This window comes from Vibrio sp. SCSIO 43133 (assembly GCF_023716845.1).
GTDB classification, from domain to species: domain Bacteria; phylum Pseudomonadota; class Gammaproteobacteria; order Enterobacterales; family Vibrionaceae; genus Vibrio; species Vibrio mediterranei.
Genome location: NZ_CP068024.1, coordinates 1,095,868 through 1,111,161, shown reverse-complemented (window position 1 = coordinate 1,111,161; position 15,294 = coordinate 1,095,868). Strand labels below are relative to the sequence as shown.

Below are 15,294 nucleotides of genomic sequence, written 5' to 3'. Positions count from 1 at the left end.
TGCACTAACTGCCTGTATAAATTGATAATAGTCTATATTTTGAAAAGATAAAAACAAAAAAAAGGAGCCTTACGGCTCCTTTTTCACTAATGGCGTAAATTATTCGCCTTTAGCAGCTTTGAATGCATCAGCCATAGCATTACCGAACGCGCCTTCTTCTTGCTTGTTCAGTGAAGCCATTGCTTCTTGCTCTTCAGCTTCATCTTTAGCTTTAACAGATAGGTTGATTACGCGGTTCTTACGGTCAACACCTGTGAACTTCGCTTCAACGCTGTCGCCAACGCTTAGGATTAGAGACGCATCTTCAACGCGGTCACGTGATACTTCAGAAGCACGGATGTAGCCTTCTACACCTTCTTCTAGTTCGATAGTAGCACCTTTAGCGTCAACTGCAGTAACAGTACCGTTTACTAGAGTACCTTTCTTAGTGTCTGCAACGTAAGCATTGAATGGGTCATTTTCCATTTGCTTAACGCCTAGAGAGATACGCTCACGCTCAGCGTCTACTGCTAGAACAACTGCAGAGATCTCGTCACCTTTCTTGTACTCACGAACTGCTTCTTCACCAGCAACATTCCAAGAAATGTCAGATAGGTGAACTAGACCGTCGATGCCGCCTTCTAGACCGATGAAGATACCAAAGTCAGTGATAGACTTGATCTTACCAGTAACTTTGTCGCCCTTAGCTTGCATTTCAGCGAATGACTGCCATGGGTTAGCTTTACACTGTTTCAGACCTAGAGAGATACGACGACGTTCTTCGTCGATATCAAGAACCATAACCTCAACTTCGTCGCCAACATTAACAACTTTAGATGGGTGAATGTTCTTGTTAGTCCAATCCATTTCTGAAACGTGTACTAGACCTTCAACGCCTTCTTCGATTTCAACGAAGCAGCCGTAGTCAGTTAGGTTAGTAACACGACCAGTTAGCTTGTGACCTTCTGGGTAACGCTTAGCGATTGCTACCCATGGATCTTCGCCTAGCTGCTTAAGACCTAGTGATACGCGAGTACGCTCACGGTCGAACTTAAGAACTTTAACTAGGATCTCGTCACCAACGTTAACGATCTCAGATGGGTGCTTAACACGCTTCCACGCCATATCAGTGATGTGTAGAAGACCGTCAACACCGCCAAGGTCAACGAATGCACCGTAGTCAGTAAGGTTCTTAACGATACCTTTAACTTCAGTACCTTCTTGTAGAGTCTCAAGAAGTTCGTCACGCTCAACGCTGTTTTCAGATTCGATAACAGCACGACGAGAAACAACAACGTTGTTACGCTTCTGGTCTAGCTTGATAACTTTGAACTCTAGCTCTTTGTTTTCTAGGTGAGCAGTGTCACGGATTGGACGCACGTCAACAAGAGAACCAGGAAGGAAAGCACGGATACCGTTTAGTTCAACAGTGAAACCGCCTTTAACTTTACCGTTGATGATACCAACAACAGTTTCAGCTTCTTCGTAAGCTTTCTCAAGAACGATCCAAGCTTCGTGACGCTTCGCTTTCTCACGAGAAAGTTGAGTTTCACCGAAACCGTCTTCAACAGCGTCTAGAGCTACGTCTACTTCAGCACCAACTTCAACTTCAAGTTCGCCAGCAGCGTTCTTGAACTGTTCAGCAGGGATAGCAGACTCAGACTTAAGGCCAGCGTCAACAAGAACGAAACCGTTCTCGATAGCTACTACAGTACCTTTAACGATACTACCTTGTTGGAATTCTGTTTCGTTTAGAAACTCTTCAAAGAGTTGAGCAAAAGATTCAGTCATTATTTAATCTTCAATAAGTAAACGTCCATGGGCATCCTACCGCATGGGGTTGATAATTTAGTCGGTCATCATCCTTGCGACCAACGGCTCAAAGCTCACCAAGTCTATGCCTAATAGAGGCTACTTCGTGAGTTTAGATTCGATATATTGTAGCGCTTTTTCCAACACTTGCTCGATGTTTAGCGAAGTTGAATCTAGCACTAGAGCGTCATCTGCAGGACGAAGAGGTGCAACCGCACGGTTACGATCTCGATAGTCTCGTTCTTCGATCTCGCTCAAAAGGTCGTCAAATCTAACATCTAAACCCTTTAGTTGCAACTGCTTAAAACGCCTTTGCGCTCTTTCTTCTGCACTTGCATCTAGAAAGATTTTTACTGGTGCTTCAGGGAAAACAACAGTTCCCATATCACGACCATCGGCCACCAAACCAGGCTCGACATTAAATGCTCTCTGACGACGTAGCAGAGCTTCTCTTACGCGAGGCAGCGCTGCGATTTTTGATGCCGCATTGCCAGTTTCTTCTTTACGAAGTTCACCTGACACATCTTCACCTTCAAGGATCACTTTAACCAGTTCTCCTTCAGCGACAAACTGCACATCTAGGTGCATCGCCAATGGGACTAGCGCGTCTTCAGACTCAAGATCCACGCCATGATGAATTGCAGCTAACGCTAAAACGCGGTAAATCGCCCCAGAATCCAGTAAGTGATAGCCTAATTTCTCAGCTAGCAACATACACAGTGTGCCTTTGCCAGCACCACTTGGTCCATCCACAGTAATCACTGGTGTGTTTGAGGACATGTTTTACTCCACGTTGTTTTTTCATAAGCTCGACTTTGAAGGTCCAACTCATTTTTGTTCTTAATTTTACGGCGCAGAATTATATACCCAATAGCCTCAAGATGCCATTTTCTTTACCTTCAAACATAAAAAAGCGCCAACAAATAACCTTGTTGGCGCTCTATTCATTAAATGTATTTATACTATTGGTTTTTGGCCGCGGCTAATCAGTTTTAGTAGCACGTTATCGGCAGCCTCGCCCGCTACACCTGCCAGTTTATCGGTGATCTTCTTCTTTTGAACATAGTGGATAGACAACACGGTTTTGTCCTTACACGCTTCGATAACAATATCATCCGATGCTTTAATTTCATCCACCAGCCCTAGCTCTTTGGCTTGAGTACCAAACCAGTGCTCACCCGTCGCAACTTTATCCAAGTCGAGAGCCGGACGATGTTCGCGAATAAAGTCTTTAAACAGACCGTGCGTTTCTTCTAGTTCTTGTTTGAACTTGTCACGAGCTTTATCCGTGTTTTCGCCAAACATTGTCAGCGTGCGCTTGTACTCACCCGCTGTAAGCTGTTCAAATTCGATATCATTTTTCTTCAATAACTTATTGAAGTTCGGCAATTGTGCAATCACGCCAATAGAACCAACAACAGCAAATGGCGCTGAGACAATCTTGTCAGCAATACACGCCATCATATAACCACCACTTGCTGCCACCTTGTCTACAGCGATAGTCAAAGGTAATTTCGCCGCTTTAATACGGTCAAGCTGTGAAGATGCCAAACCATACGCATGAACCATACCGCCACCGGATTCAAGGCGTACTAGTACTTCGTCGCCATCACGCGCTACAGCCAGAATCGCGCTCACTTCTTCACGTAGCGATGCCACTTCTTTCGCATCAATGCTGCCATTAAAGTCGAGAACGAATAGGTGTGGTTCGCGTTTGCTATCAAGCTCACCATCTTTTGACGCTTTTTTAATCTCTTTCTCGCGCTGCTTGGTTTTCTCTTTTTCCGCTTTCTTTTCTGTTTTATCACGAGCTTTGATGAACGCGTCATCGTGTAAGTGGTGTTCTAATTGCTCTACTGTTTGTTTACGTTGTTCAGTTAAGTTAGTGATTTCAAGTTCGCCTTTTGCGCCACCAGAGCGTCCACCAACTGACTTAGCAATAACCAACAACGCGACAATCGCTACGACAACAGTCACGATCTTGGCTAAAAATAATCCGTAGTCTAATAAAAATTCCAATGTGTTAATCCCCTGTACGACGAATTAGTGTATTGTAACCATCTTGTCACGATTACCAAGAATTATTCAAAACTAAGGAAGTGTTCAGTGGAATATTCAACCGCTCCTGAGGCGCTAAAAGGTAAAGTTATTCTAGTCACAGGCGCTGGTGCCGGCATTGGTCGCCAAGCTGCTTTAAGTTATGCCGAACATGGCGCAACAGTCATTTTATTGGGTCGTAATGTTAAGAATTTAGAGTACCTCTACGACGAAATTGAGAATGCAGGCTACCCACAACCCGCTATCATCCCGTTAGATCTAAAGGGTGCAACTAAGCAGAATTACATCGATATGGCGGAAACGATTGAAGGACAATTTGGAAAACTCGATGGCATTCTCCACAACGCCAGCGTCTTGGGCACATTAAGCCCTTTCGATCAAATTGACGAAGAGACCTTCGACGACGTGATGAAAATTAACGTCAAGTCTGAGTTTCTGATGACGCAAGCCTTGCTGCCTGCACTGAAAAAAGCAGAGGCAGGACGAGTAATCTTCACTTCCTCTACCGTTGGCCATTCAGGTCGTGCTTTCTGGGGCACTTATGCGATTTCTAAGTTTGCAACAGAAGGCATGATGCAAATTTTAGCGGATGAACTTAGTGATACTGAAATCAGAGTCAATGCCATCAACCCAGGTGCTACACGTACTCGTATGCGTGAAAAAGCGTATCCAGGAGAAGACGCCAATACGCTCAAAACACCGAAAGATATTATGCCATTGTATCTGCACCTGATGGACCCTAGTGTCACCGACGTTAATGGTCAGTGCATTGACGCTCAGCCAAAGCGAGTGGTTGGCTAATATTTTTCCATGAGTCCGTCATTCTTAGTAGATCTAAGAATGACGGCTATTCACCCTTTGCATCAGCGACTCACATTATGATGCTCAGACAGAAACTCCCCTGCCATTGCAAAACCATGCTCATAATCTTCCATTATTTGGTCTTTCTGGCTCAGCAACCCTTTTGACGATAATTCATGTTTCGGTTGAATGTGCCATAGGTTTACATCCTCCGGTGGTGATAACAGAAACTGCTCCACTTCCGCATGATTAGCATAGTGAGACACCAACATATCCAAATGACTTGTACCGCTACGACTGAAAGGTACACGCTTGTTTTGAATGTCGATCAGTCGGCTAAGCTTTTCTTTGTCTTGGATCCAATTAGACAACTTAAGTTTATCGGCCGCTTTGAGTTTGTTCTGCTCTCGGTAAGATTCCAAGCGTGGTCCTGTTAAGCGTTGATAATCCGCTTTAATGCTCTCTAACTTCTCAGAAAAGTTCTTATGGAACTCTGACAACTTTTCCTTAGTACCAGAGATTTTTAAGTGGTTGATGTGAGTATCCAACCCAGCTTCAAGTTCTTTCTTCCACTTATCTAGTGAATCTTTTACTGACGCAGTCACCGCATGTTGCTGTTTCGGCTGCGGAATGGTACTGATGACCACCATGTTGTTTATCCCTCGACGGTAAGACTCTTCTACTGGGATAGTCGCTGAGACACCACCATCGACCCATTTTTTGCCATCAAATTCAATGTCATGATAATAGAGCATTGGAATGGCACAGGTTGCTCTTAGTACATCAAACCAATTCTCCGCAAAAATCGGATAGTAGTAATCTTTAAGCTCTTCAACATCGGTAATACAAGCGAGTGCGATTCTATCCTCACCAAGGTACTGCTCACCCTTAGCAAGATCCAAAGGAAACTCACCACTGTTTACAAACTCAAACGCCCAGTCTAAATCCATTGGCTGCTGCTTTTGTAGGAACTTATTGAAGTCGAAAAATCGGTCTCGGGTGGTGTAATTCATAATAAAATCTAGCCCTAGACCACGTTGCTTAGTGACAAAAGAAGAGACATTCAATGCCCCTGCCGATGTGCCAATATAGAGTGAGAATGGGTCAAAATTCACATCGATAAATTTATCAAGTACACCTGCAGCAAACGCCCCTTTTTGGCCGCCTCCTTGTACAATCAACGAGTATTTTTCATTTTGTTTGAACACGACCACTTCTCCTATCCGAACCGACGATGGTGCAATCTTCCTTTGAGATTAAAATATTTGCTCTAGTCTGAACACTGCTTTTTTCGTGTTTTTTGTTACCACTAAATTCGGCTAACGCTTTGTTTATGTTAACTGTCTCCTAATATTCGTGTACCTCCCGATAATACAAGGCTTGCAGCCGTTAAGAATTATTATATACTGTACATATATACAGGTATTTATTATGCATGAATTGATTAGCGAATTACAAAGTAAACAATTGATTTGGAAAGGCGCAAGAGCCGAGTCTTTCATTGAGTGTCATTCAACAGGGTTTGCTGAACTAGATCGTCGTTTAGGTGGAGGCTTCCCAACTTCTGGTGTTATTGATATTCAATCACCCCTTGGTATCGGTGAACTGAGACTATTGATGCCCTACGCACAAGCACAAACAACAGAACGACTTCTGGTGTTCATCAACCCGCCAGGTTATCTATGTGCGGAATACCTATACGCTCAAGGAATTGATCCTGCCAAGATCTTGCTGATTTATCCTGAATCTGGGAAACACGCACTCTGGGCAGCAGAGCAATGCTTAAAGAGTGGCGCATGTTGTGGTGTCTGTTTATGGCAAGATGGGCTCGAAATCCATCAAGCAAAGCGCTTACAAGTAGCTAGTGAAGTCGGACACTGCTTACAGTTCTTATTTAAGCCAGCCTTATCCGGAACCACATCACAAGTATTCTCACTACCCGTCTCCTTGAGTTTGAATTTGACTCCTCATGAGACAGGGCTTTCCATCTCTATCACTAAACGTAAAGGCGGCTTTGTTCGAGACAGTTTTGTTATTGATATGAGCACTTATTGGCCTGAGTTAACACTTTCTACAAAACCTCATACTTCTACCGTGATTCCTTTCCCAATGCAGCAACAAGGATAAGTGGAACAACGATGTTACTGTGGTTATATTTGCATTTCCCGACTCTGCAACTCGACACTCTATTTCATAATAAAGACAGCAACCATGATGCTGATGTCGCTGTTGCTATCGTCGATGGTCGCCGCCATGAAGTCATTCAAGCCAACCAGTATGCCCTTGAACAAGGTGTTAAATTAGGAATGGGGCTTGGCAGTGCAGCCGCACTTTGCCAGGATCTTCAAGTACACCCATACGACCCAGAAATGGAAGCCAATCGGTTGAGTGATATCGCTCAATGGTTGTATATGATCACCTCTGATATTTGCCTATTTCCGCCTAATGGATTGTTAATCAAAGTAACTAATATGCTTTCACTCTATGATGGCATCGACAATTATTGGTCGACTCTATACGCACACCTTAGCCATCTTGAGGTTCAAACGTTTTACTCTACTGGCCAGTCACCTTTCAGCGCGATGTTAATGGCAAAACAAGGTAAAAACTGGATTGAACCACAGCTCACTCATCTGAAACAAGCCATCCTGAGCTACCCCTTAACATGTACTGAGCTACCGAATAAACAAGTAGAGAAATTACAACGAGTCGGCATTCAGACCATCGACGATTTACTAGTACTACCTTTACCCGAAGTAGCAAAACGTTTTGATATCGACCTCGTCAACTATGTAGGAAGACTGACTGGTCAATTTAAGCATCCTGTGGAATTTTATCATCCTGCAGAACACTTCAGCCAATATCTGGAGTTGCTGTTTGATATTGAAAATATTGACTGGCTGCAAAAACCGTTGACGCGATTATTCAAGCAATTAGAGGTATTTTTGAAGCTTCGTGACAAGGTCGCGTTTGAATTACAGCTCACGTTACATCAACGAGATCATGGCAATAGGCCGGTGACTTTGCATTCCGCTCAAGGCGATTACCTAGCCACGAAATGGCAAGCGCTTTCTAAGTTAACTTTGGAGAATATCCAGCTTGATGGTCCCGTAAATGGCTTAACGCTTTCTATCGTTCGAGCTGAAGAAAACCAGGTGAATGAACACGATCTCTTTGACGGTGTGAAAGGAAGTCAAACTAGCCTTGAGCTCATATCGACCTTACAAGCCAAGCTTGGCTTACAAGCGGTCACATCCCTCAAGCTCACTGACGATCCAAGACCTGAATTTGCCACCCAACCTATGACGCCAACAGCCAATGATAAAACCGAGGTAAATACCTACTTACTCAAAAAGCTCCGCCCTAGCTTGCTCTACCCTAAGCCAGTTCTATTAGAGCAGCGTGTTTCTGTCATTTTAGGGCCAGAGAGAATCATCAGCGGTTGGTGGGATGGTAATGACATTAAGCGTGATTACTACGTTGCTCGTAACGAACAAGGACAATGGTTGTGGTTGTTTCGAACCGAAGATAAACAGTGGTTTATTCATGGGTTATTCAGTTAGTCCGGAAAAGTAAAACAGATATGAAATACGCCGAATTATTTTGCCAAAGCAACTTTTCGTTTTTAACCGGTGCTTCTCACGCCGAAGAACTAGTATTGCAAGCAGAGTTCTTACAGTATTCCGCTATTGCTATTACGGATGAATGCTCCATCGCAGGTGCAGTGCGGGCTCATACCGCCATTAAGCAGCATGGTCTATCGCTAAAACAAATCGTCGGTAGCATGTTTTGGCTCAATGATGAGTGTCAGTTCATTTTACTTAGTCCAACACGGGAAGCCTACGCTGAACTCTGCCGTATTATCACGAATGCTAGACGGCGCTGCGAGAAAGGTGATTACCAACTATCAGAATGGGACATCATGTCATTGCGTCATTGTCTTATTCTATGGCTACCGACAGGCAGAGAATCTGATGTGAGATGGGGGCGTTGGTTGGTACAGTATCACCACCAACGTCTTTGGATTGGCTTACAACGTCACCTAACCTCCAATGAACACCGCTATATACAACATTGCGAGACACTGTCTGTTGATTTGCAGCTCCCCATTACCGCTTGTGGTGGCGTTCTGATGCACACCGCAACTCGGCTTCCTCTGCAACACACATTAACCGCGATAAAACTCAATACCTCTATCGAAAAAGTATGCAGTCACTTACTGGTTAATACCGAGCGAAGCTTAAGACCCAAAACTAAATTGGAGAAACTGTACCGCTCTGAGTGGTTAAACGAGAGTGTATATATTGCTAGCTTGTGTGAGTTTAAGCTCAGCAAACTTCGTTACGAATATCCTAGTGAGCTTATCCCTAACGGAAAAACACCAATGGGGTATCTCAGAGAGTTAGTCGAGCGTGGTAAAGCACAGCGATTCCCCGAAGGACTTCCTTCACATGTGGAACAAACCATTAATAAAGAATTAGCCTTGATTGAGGAACTGGATTATCCGTTTTTCTTTCTCACTATTCATGACATCGTCATGTTTGCCAAACAACAAGGCATTCTTTACCAAGGACGAGGTTCAGCGGCGAACTCTATCGTCTGTTACTGCTTAGAAATAACCGCCGTTGATCCGAGACAAATCTCGGTCCTGTTCGAGCGTTTCATTAGTAAAGAACGTAATGAGCCACCCGATATCGACGTTGATTTTGAACATGAGCGTCGCGAGGAAGTAATACAGTACATCTATCAAAAGTATGGACGAGAGCGTGCTGCCCTTGCGGCGACCGTGATCTCTTATCGTTTTAAAAGTGCTGTGCGTGATGTAGGTAAAGCCTTAGGGGTTAGCGACACTCAACTCGATTATTTCATCAAGAACATCAACCGTCGTGACCGTTCACAAGGTTGGCAAGCTCAACTTGTCGAGCTAGGGCTGAAGCCTGATTCACTGAAAGGCCAGCAGTTTATTGAGCTCGTCAATGAGATCACAGGTTTTCCACGGCACCTCTCGCAACATGTGGGTGGATTTGTCATTTCATCAGGGCCACTTTATGAATTGGTTCCAGTAGAAAATGCTGCTATGGCTGAACGTACTGTCATTCAATGGGATAAGGATGATCTTGAGAGCCTTGGTCTACTCAAAGTCGATGTCCTTGCCTTGGGAATGCTAACTGCAATCCGCAAATGTTTTCAGCTGATCAATAAACACTACGGTCGAACACTGACCATTGCAGACATCACTCGCCGACAAGATGATCCTAATGTGTATGCCATGATTCAACGCGCCGACACTATCGGCGTATTCCAAATCGAATCACGAGCACAAATGAGCATGTTGCCACGTTTAAAGCCCGCTACGTATTACGATTTGGTCATTCAGATTGCCATTGTGAGGCCCGGGCCGATACAAGGGGATATGGTTCATCCCTTTTTGAAACGTAGAAACGGAGAAGAAGCCATTTCTTACCCTTCCAAAGAAGTCGAATCTGTCCTTTCTCGCACTCTAGGGGTGCCTATTTTTCAAGAACAGGTCATCAAGCTTGCGATGGTTGCAGCAGGGTTCACTGGCGGTGAAGCGGATCAACTACGCAGAGCCATGGCAGCTTGGAAGAAAAATGGCGATTTATTTAAGTTTCGCTCTAAATTGATTCAAGGTATGCAGGCCAAAGGCTATGAGACCGAATTTGCCGAGCGACTATTTGAGCAAATATGTGGATTCGGTGAGTATGGCTTTCCGGAAAGTCACTCGGCCTCTTTTGCCGTGCTTGCTTATTGCAGCGCTTGGCTTAAACACTATTACCCAGATGCTTTTTATACCGCGTTACTCAATAGTCTGCCTATGGGCTTTTACAGCTCATCACAACTGCTCCAAGACGCTAAACGGCATCATGTTTCTATTGCCCCGGTGTGCGTCAATTACTCGCAATACCATCACTATTTAAGATCGACACCACAAGGCTTAGTACTACAACTTGGCTTTAGACAAGTTAACGGGCTCAGTGAATCGAGTATGCAACGCCTGCTACAACATAGGCCTCGCGAGGGCTTCACGACAGCGACGCAAATTAAACAGCTTGGACTGAATCGTCGTGAGTTAGAAATACTCGCTTCAGCCAACGCTCTGAAAGCCATATCAGGGCATCGTTACGCTACACGATGGGCGATGATGGATAATTTACAGGATTTACCCTTGTTTAAAGCGGAGAAGAGTGATGATTCGTCACTCCCCCACCAGCCATCGCCAATTGAAGATATGTTAGAGGATTTCTCTGCAATGAACGTGTCCCTCAATCAACATCCCATCACCCTCTTGGACCAAGCTGGCAAGTTAGGACGCTTTACTCGTATGCGGGACCTTACTTTGAAGCCACACAAGTCTTTGGTCACCGTAGTGGGTACTGTCACTGGAAAACAGTCACCAGGCACCGCAGCAGGCGTGACCTTTTTTACACTCGAAGATGATACCGGCAATATTAATGTTGTTGTTTGGCAAGCCACCGCAAGAGCTCAGAAAAAACAGTACCTCACCGCTAAAATCCTTAAGGTGAAAGGGATTTTAGAACGTGAGGGGCAAGTCATCCACGTAATAGCTGGACGCTTGATCGATATGACCGAGCAACTTTCTGATCTTAAGATACAGTCAAGAGAGTTCCACTGATTGCAAATCATAAAACGAAAAAACGGGAGCTATTGCTCCCGTTTTAAATCATATTGAATCATAGATCCGCTTCGACTGCCGCTTCCGTACGTCTTTTCTTCCATTCCTTGAAAATGAGTAAACTTAACGTCATTAAGACCTTAGAAGTTAACCAAATCATTCTGATGGAACAACCTTTAGCTGGTAGTTAAAATTTATTTATGACTCTTATGGCTTTTGACCATAATACAACCAAATTATAGCTTATTTTTAACGTACAGCGTAATTTATTTTGCGATGCGAAACAATTACAATGTCTCTCGCATACGGTCTTGCACAACTTCAACCAGTAAATCAGGTTGAAACTTAGAAATAAAACGGTCACAACCGACTTTCTCTACCATCGCATCATTAAAGCTACCACTGAGTGAGGTATTTAAAGTAATAAACAAATCTCGCATTCTAGGATCACTTCTAACTTCATGCGTCAGTTTGTAGCCGTCCATTTCCGGCATTTCTGCATCTGTAATCATCATCAACAGTTCATTACATACATCAATCCCCTCATCACACCATTGCTTGAGAAGGTTGAAAGCCATCGCGCCATCGAAGCACTCAATGATCTCGACGCCAAGCTGATCCAATGTGCCTTTCACTTGATTACGAGCCGTGGAAGAGTCATCAACGATAAGAATTTTTTTTCCTGACAAGTGAGGTAATAAGCTGCGGTCAAGGGTATGCTCAGAAATCGACACATCGTAGTCGATGATCTCTGCTAGTACTTTTTCAACATCAATGATTTCAACTAAATTGACTTGCTGATTCTCTTCAACCTTAGTGATCGCAGTTAAGTAGTTTGCACGACCGACTGTACGAGGCGGAGGTTGAATCTCTGTCCAAGCAGTATTAACGATATTCTTCACTTCACCAACTAAAAAGCCCTGAACAGATCGATTGTACTCAGTGATAATCAGGTTTTGGTCACCATCGTCTTTAGCTGGTGGAAAACCGATAGCGCGACGTAAATCAATCACCGGAACGGACTCACCACGCAGAGAAGCCACACCGCGAATACTAGAATGAGAGCCAGGAAGTTGAGTTAATGCAGGAAGCTTTAGCACTTCCTTTACTTTGAATACGTTGATAGCAAAAGTTTGACGGCTGTTAAGCGTAAACATTAACAGCTCTAATCTATTTTCTCCCACTAACTGGGTACGCTGATCTACTGAACTTAAAACGCTCGACATGAGGCTTCCTTGGCAAAACACGAACTAAAACTCTTATCTCATGTAATCGGCAGGAAGCACAAGAAGTTTACTGACTTTGTATAGAAAAGTATGACCGTCTACAAAAATGGTGAAAAGCCTTATCCTTCAATCACTTTCATCAGCAGCAAGCCATCATATAGTGCTTGTTTCACCAAAGCGGCGCCCGGCATTGTTGCTTGTTTATAAAAACGAGACTCGACAAGTTGTAGATCTTGAGTATAAACAGGGAGGCTTTGCTCTGCGATACAACGCTCAATGGCGGGATATAAAATCGATTTCGCTTGGTTGATAACACCACCAATCAGTACCTTTTCAGGATTGAAGAGGTTGATGACAATAGCAATGGCAGAACCTAAATGTTCGCCTAGTTTCTCTATCACCCCGATCGCTAAAGCGTCGCCATTCGCCGCCGCTTCACAAATAGCTTCAACCGTAATGTCTTCGCATTCAGAAAGAACCGACGCTTCGCCTTTCGCCAATCTTTTAGAAACTTCATCCCTGATAGCTTGTGAACTGGCAACAGTTTCAAGGCAGCCTCTATTGCCACAGTGACAAGGTGCGCCGTTGCGATCGATCTGGATATGCCCTAACTCACCGATATTACCGTGACGACCTTGTAATACACGACCATCTAATATGATTCCGGCACCTAGCCCGTGGTGAATTGAGATTAACACTGAGTTATCGCAATCTTGAGAGTGCCCAAAGAGGTTTTCCGCCAATGCCCACGCCCGGGTATCATTCGCTACGAAAACAGGCAATCCTGTTGCTTTAAAAATTTCCTCACCAATGTTTAAGTTCTTCACATTGTAGTGAGGCATTTGCAACACAATGCCTTGGTCGGAATTCACCAGACCGGGCAACGTCAATGCAATACTGGTGACACGATCGAGTTGCTCATTGTAACTTTCAAAGAAGTCATCAATTTCATAAAGCAGTCTCGCAAGTACATCTTCCTGATCCACTTCATGAATTTCTATTTTGGTATCGATAAGAACGTCGCCGCCAAGCTCGTGCAACGCGATAGATAGGTAGCCTCGCCCCAAACGCATGGAAAGGAACTGCCAACCTTGATTGTTGGTTTGTAATCCAACAGCTGGACGACCTCGACTGGTCGCCTCCTGAACGGTGGTTTCGTGTATTAGGTGTGCATCAATAAGTTCACGAGTGATTTTAGTAATACTAGCCGGAGCCAAACTACTGAGTTTTGATAAATCGATTCGCGAAATAGGCCCAAATTGGTCTATCAGTTTATACACACGACCAGCATTGATCTGCTTGATATGATCAATGTGCCCGGGTTGAGCCATGTACATTTTGCACTCCAAAAAACAACAACCTATTAATTTTTTTACTTTGCGAAGTAATTGTGAAGCAGTTTAATGGATTGCCGTGACAAATATCACGCATATAGATGAATCTTTGGGGCTCAAATCACCATACGACATTGATTGGCAAAGGCATCAATAAAATCTGACGTATAAAAAACAATCAATAGATGATTAAAGAGCTGTTAACAATATCAGCGCTTTTTTCACGACGAACAATAACTAACCTGTTTGAGATGGCAGCCAAAGGTCAGACGTTTCTGAAGCGTTTACTTGAGTGATACTTGCAAGATTATAACGCTCGACAAAACGGAATCCAGCATCGAGCCCAAGTTGATAGTCATGCAGGATATCCTCAGGATCACTCATTAAAGAAGCGGTTTTTAAAGCCACTTCTGGAGCAATTTGTAATACGAAGCAGTCATCAGGTGGGGTTTTCAAGAACTCTTGAGTTAACGCATATGTTTGGTAATGCACCATGAGCATATCGGCTAACCCAGAATCAAACTTTTCTCCAAATAAATGACTGAGACGGTAAATATCTGCAGCGCCGAACAGCCATCGCCCACCGTTAATGAGGTTGAGATGTTGTGCATGCTTACTTTCCTGAGCTTTTAATATTTGGTTATCAAAGAAACCATTCCAGTCATTAGACCAACTCTGTATTTTTTCTTGCCACTGTAGTTGCAAACCGTTGAGTGACTCCCTGAACCAAGTTGGCGGTTCAGTGGCAACGGGTTGATCATCCACCACTGGAGTTTCCTCACCACCATACTCTTCTGTTCGAATTACGACGATTGTGCGGTTCTCTTGTCGCCACGCTTCTTGAACGGGTATTGACGCAGACACCCCTCCATCGATGAATGCTTGTTGATTCAATGTTACCGAACCCTCAAATAAATTGGGAATCGCACTTGTGGCCATCAGCACTTGATACCAATTATCTTGCAACATTGGGAAATAGTGATCTTTGAGAGTCGAAACATCGGTGACCGCTGCGAATGCTCTTCGCTGACCAATGACCCTTCGCCCCATGTCGATATCTAACTTATACGGATACTCACAAATTCTGTCGAGCGCCCATTCTAAGTTGAGATACTGTTTGCGACGAATAAAACTAAACAGATTAAAAAACTGTGGATCGGTGGTAAGGTCGAGAATAAAAGATTTGCCTAGGCCGGCTTGTCTAGAAAGGTAGGCGCAAATGTTTAAAGCGCCAGCTGAAGTCCCATAAAACTCATCAAATGGGTCAAAATTAGACAACAAAAAGGCGTCTAGCACACCGGATGTGAAGATACCTCGCTGGCCTCCTCCCTGTGCAACTAACGCCGTTTTACCGCCAATATATTTTTGTAACTGAGCATCATCTATGACGGTTCGGGTATTGGTAATTAACCCAAGATTCGCCATATAA

Annotated in this window: 11 protein-coding genes; 4 read left to right on the top strand and 7 right to left on the bottom strand. The window is 44.0% G+C overall.

The annotated features are described in order from the left end of the window. Nucleotides 1-99: 99 nt before the first annotated feature. From rpsA to sohB, 3 genes are all read right to left on the bottom strand, one after another. Nucleotides 100-1,770 (bottom strand): 30S ribosomal protein S1, encoded by a 1,671-nt coding sequence (rpsA, locus tag JKJ11_RS05415; RefSeq protein WP_038230008.1) that lies wholly within the window; start codon nt 1,768-1,770, stop codon nt 100-102. Between the two features lie 120 nt (nt 1,771-1,890). Beyond that, nucleotides 1,891-2,571 (bottom strand): (d)CMP kinase, encoded by a 681-nt coding sequence (gene cmk, locus JKJ11_RS05410; RefSeq protein WP_031496510.1) that lies wholly within the window; start codon nt 2,569-2,571, stop codon nt 1,891-1,893. A 177-nt stretch (nt 2,572-2,748) separates the two neighbouring features. Beyond that, on the bottom strand, nt 2,749-3,810 hold the full coding sequence (gene sohB, locus JKJ11_RS05405) for a protease SohB (RefSeq protein WP_252038843.1): 1,062 nt from the start codon (nt 3,808-3,810) through the stop codon (nt 2,749-2,751). An 87-nt stretch (nt 3,811-3,897) separates the two neighbouring features. Here sohB and JKJ11_RS05400 point away from each other — a divergent pair, with 87 nt between their 5' ends. Continuing rightward, nucleotides 3,898-4,650 carry a YciK family oxidoreductase gene (locus JKJ11_RS05400; protein WP_252038842.1) on the top strand — a complete coding sequence of 251 codons (753 nt, stop codon included), beginning with the start codon at nt 3,898-3,900 and terminating at the stop codon, nt 4,648-4,650. Between the two features lie 62 nt (nt 4,651-4,712). Here JKJ11_RS05400 and JKJ11_RS05395 read toward each other — a convergent pair whose 3' ends face one another. Next, on the bottom strand, nt 4,713-5,858 hold the full coding sequence (locus JKJ11_RS05395) for a patatin-like phospholipase family protein (protein ID WP_006075071.1): 1,146 nt from the start codon (nt 5,856-5,858) through the stop codon (nt 4,713-4,715). 223 nt (nt 5,859-6,081) lie between these two features. Between JKJ11_RS05395 and imuA the strand changes: the two genes are divergently transcribed. Genes imuA through JKJ11_RS05380 form a run of 3 tightly spaced genes read left to right on the top strand, consistent with a single transcriptional unit; the run spans nt 6,082 to nt 11,305 of the window. Then, nucleotides 6,082-6,777 carry a translesion DNA synthesis-associated protein ImuA gene (imuA, locus tag JKJ11_RS05390; protein ID WP_006075072.1) on the top strand — a complete coding sequence of 232 codons (696 nt, stop codon included), beginning with the start codon at nt 6,082-6,084 and terminating at the stop codon, nt 6,775-6,777. Nucleotides 6,778-6,788: 11 nt separating this feature from the next. Further along, complete coding sequence (locus JKJ11_RS05385; protein WP_252038841.1) at nt 6,789-8,213, top strand: Y-family DNA polymerase; 1,425 nt, start codon at nt 6,789-6,791, stop codon at nt 8,211-8,213. 20 nt (nt 8,214-8,233) lie between these two features. Next, nucleotides 8,234-11,305 carry an error-prone DNA polymerase gene (locus JKJ11_RS05380; protein ID WP_006075074.1) on the top strand — a complete coding sequence of 1,024 codons (3,072 nt, stop codon included), beginning with the start codon at nt 8,234-8,236 and terminating at the stop codon, nt 11,303-11,305. Between the two features lie 287 nt (nt 11,306-11,592). Here JKJ11_RS05380 and JKJ11_RS05375 read toward each other — a convergent pair whose 3' ends face one another. The 3 genes from JKJ11_RS05375 to JKJ11_RS05365 form a co-directional block, all read right to left on the bottom strand. After that, nucleotides 11,593-12,531 carry a chemotaxis protein CheV gene (locus JKJ11_RS05375; RefSeq protein WP_006075075.1) on the bottom strand — a complete coding sequence of 313 codons (939 nt, stop codon included), beginning with the start codon at nt 12,529-12,531 and terminating at the stop codon, nt 11,593-11,595. Nucleotides 12,532-12,650: 119 nt separating this feature from the next. Further along, nucleotides 12,651-13,868, bottom strand: a complete 1,218-nt coding sequence (gene mlc / locus JKJ11_RS05370) for a sugar metabolism global transcriptional regulator Mlc (RefSeq protein ID WP_006075076.1) — start codon at nt 13,866-13,868, stop codon at nt 12,651-12,653. A gap of 234 nt (nt 13,869-14,102) precedes the next feature. Next, nucleotides 14,103-15,290 carry a patatin-like phospholipase family protein gene (locus JKJ11_RS05365; protein ID WP_252038840.1) on the bottom strand — a complete coding sequence of 396 codons (1,188 nt, stop codon included), beginning with the start codon at nt 15,288-15,290 and terminating at the stop codon, nt 14,103-14,105. Between the last annotated feature and the right edge of the window lie 4 nt (nt 15,291-15,294).

Excerpts from the sequence above, each read along its gene's own strand:
- rpsA (WP_038230008.1), bottom strand. The coding sequence starts at position 1,770 with ATGACTGAATCTTTTGCTCAACTCTTTGAAGAGTTTCTAAACGAAACA.
- cmk (WP_031496510.1), bottom strand. The coding sequence starts at position 2,571 with ATGTCCTCAAACACACCAGTGATTACTGTGGATGGACCAAGTGGTGCT.
- imuA (WP_006075072.1), top strand. The coding sequence starts at position 6,082 with ATGCATGAATTGATTAGCGAATTACAAAGTAAACAATTGATTTGGAAA.
- JKJ11_RS05385 (WP_252038841.1), top strand. The coding sequence starts at position 6,789 with ATGTTACTGTGGTTATATTTGCATTTCCCGACTCTGCAACTCGACACT.
- JKJ11_RS05380 (WP_006075074.1), top strand. The coding sequence starts at position 8,234 with ATGAAATACGCCGAATTATTTTGCCAAAGCAACTTTTCGTTTTTAACC.
- JKJ11_RS05375 (WP_006075075.1), bottom strand. The coding sequence starts at position 12,531 with ATGTCGAGCGTTTTAAGTTCAGTAGATCAGCGTACCCAGTTAGTGGGA.
- mlc (WP_006075076.1), bottom strand. The coding sequence starts at position 13,868 with ATGTACATGGCTCAACCCGGGCACATTGATCATATCAAGCAGATCAAT.
- JKJ11_RS05365 (WP_252038840.1), bottom strand. The coding sequence starts at position 15,290 with ATGGCGAATCTTGGGTTAATTACCAATACCCGAACCGTCATAGATGAT.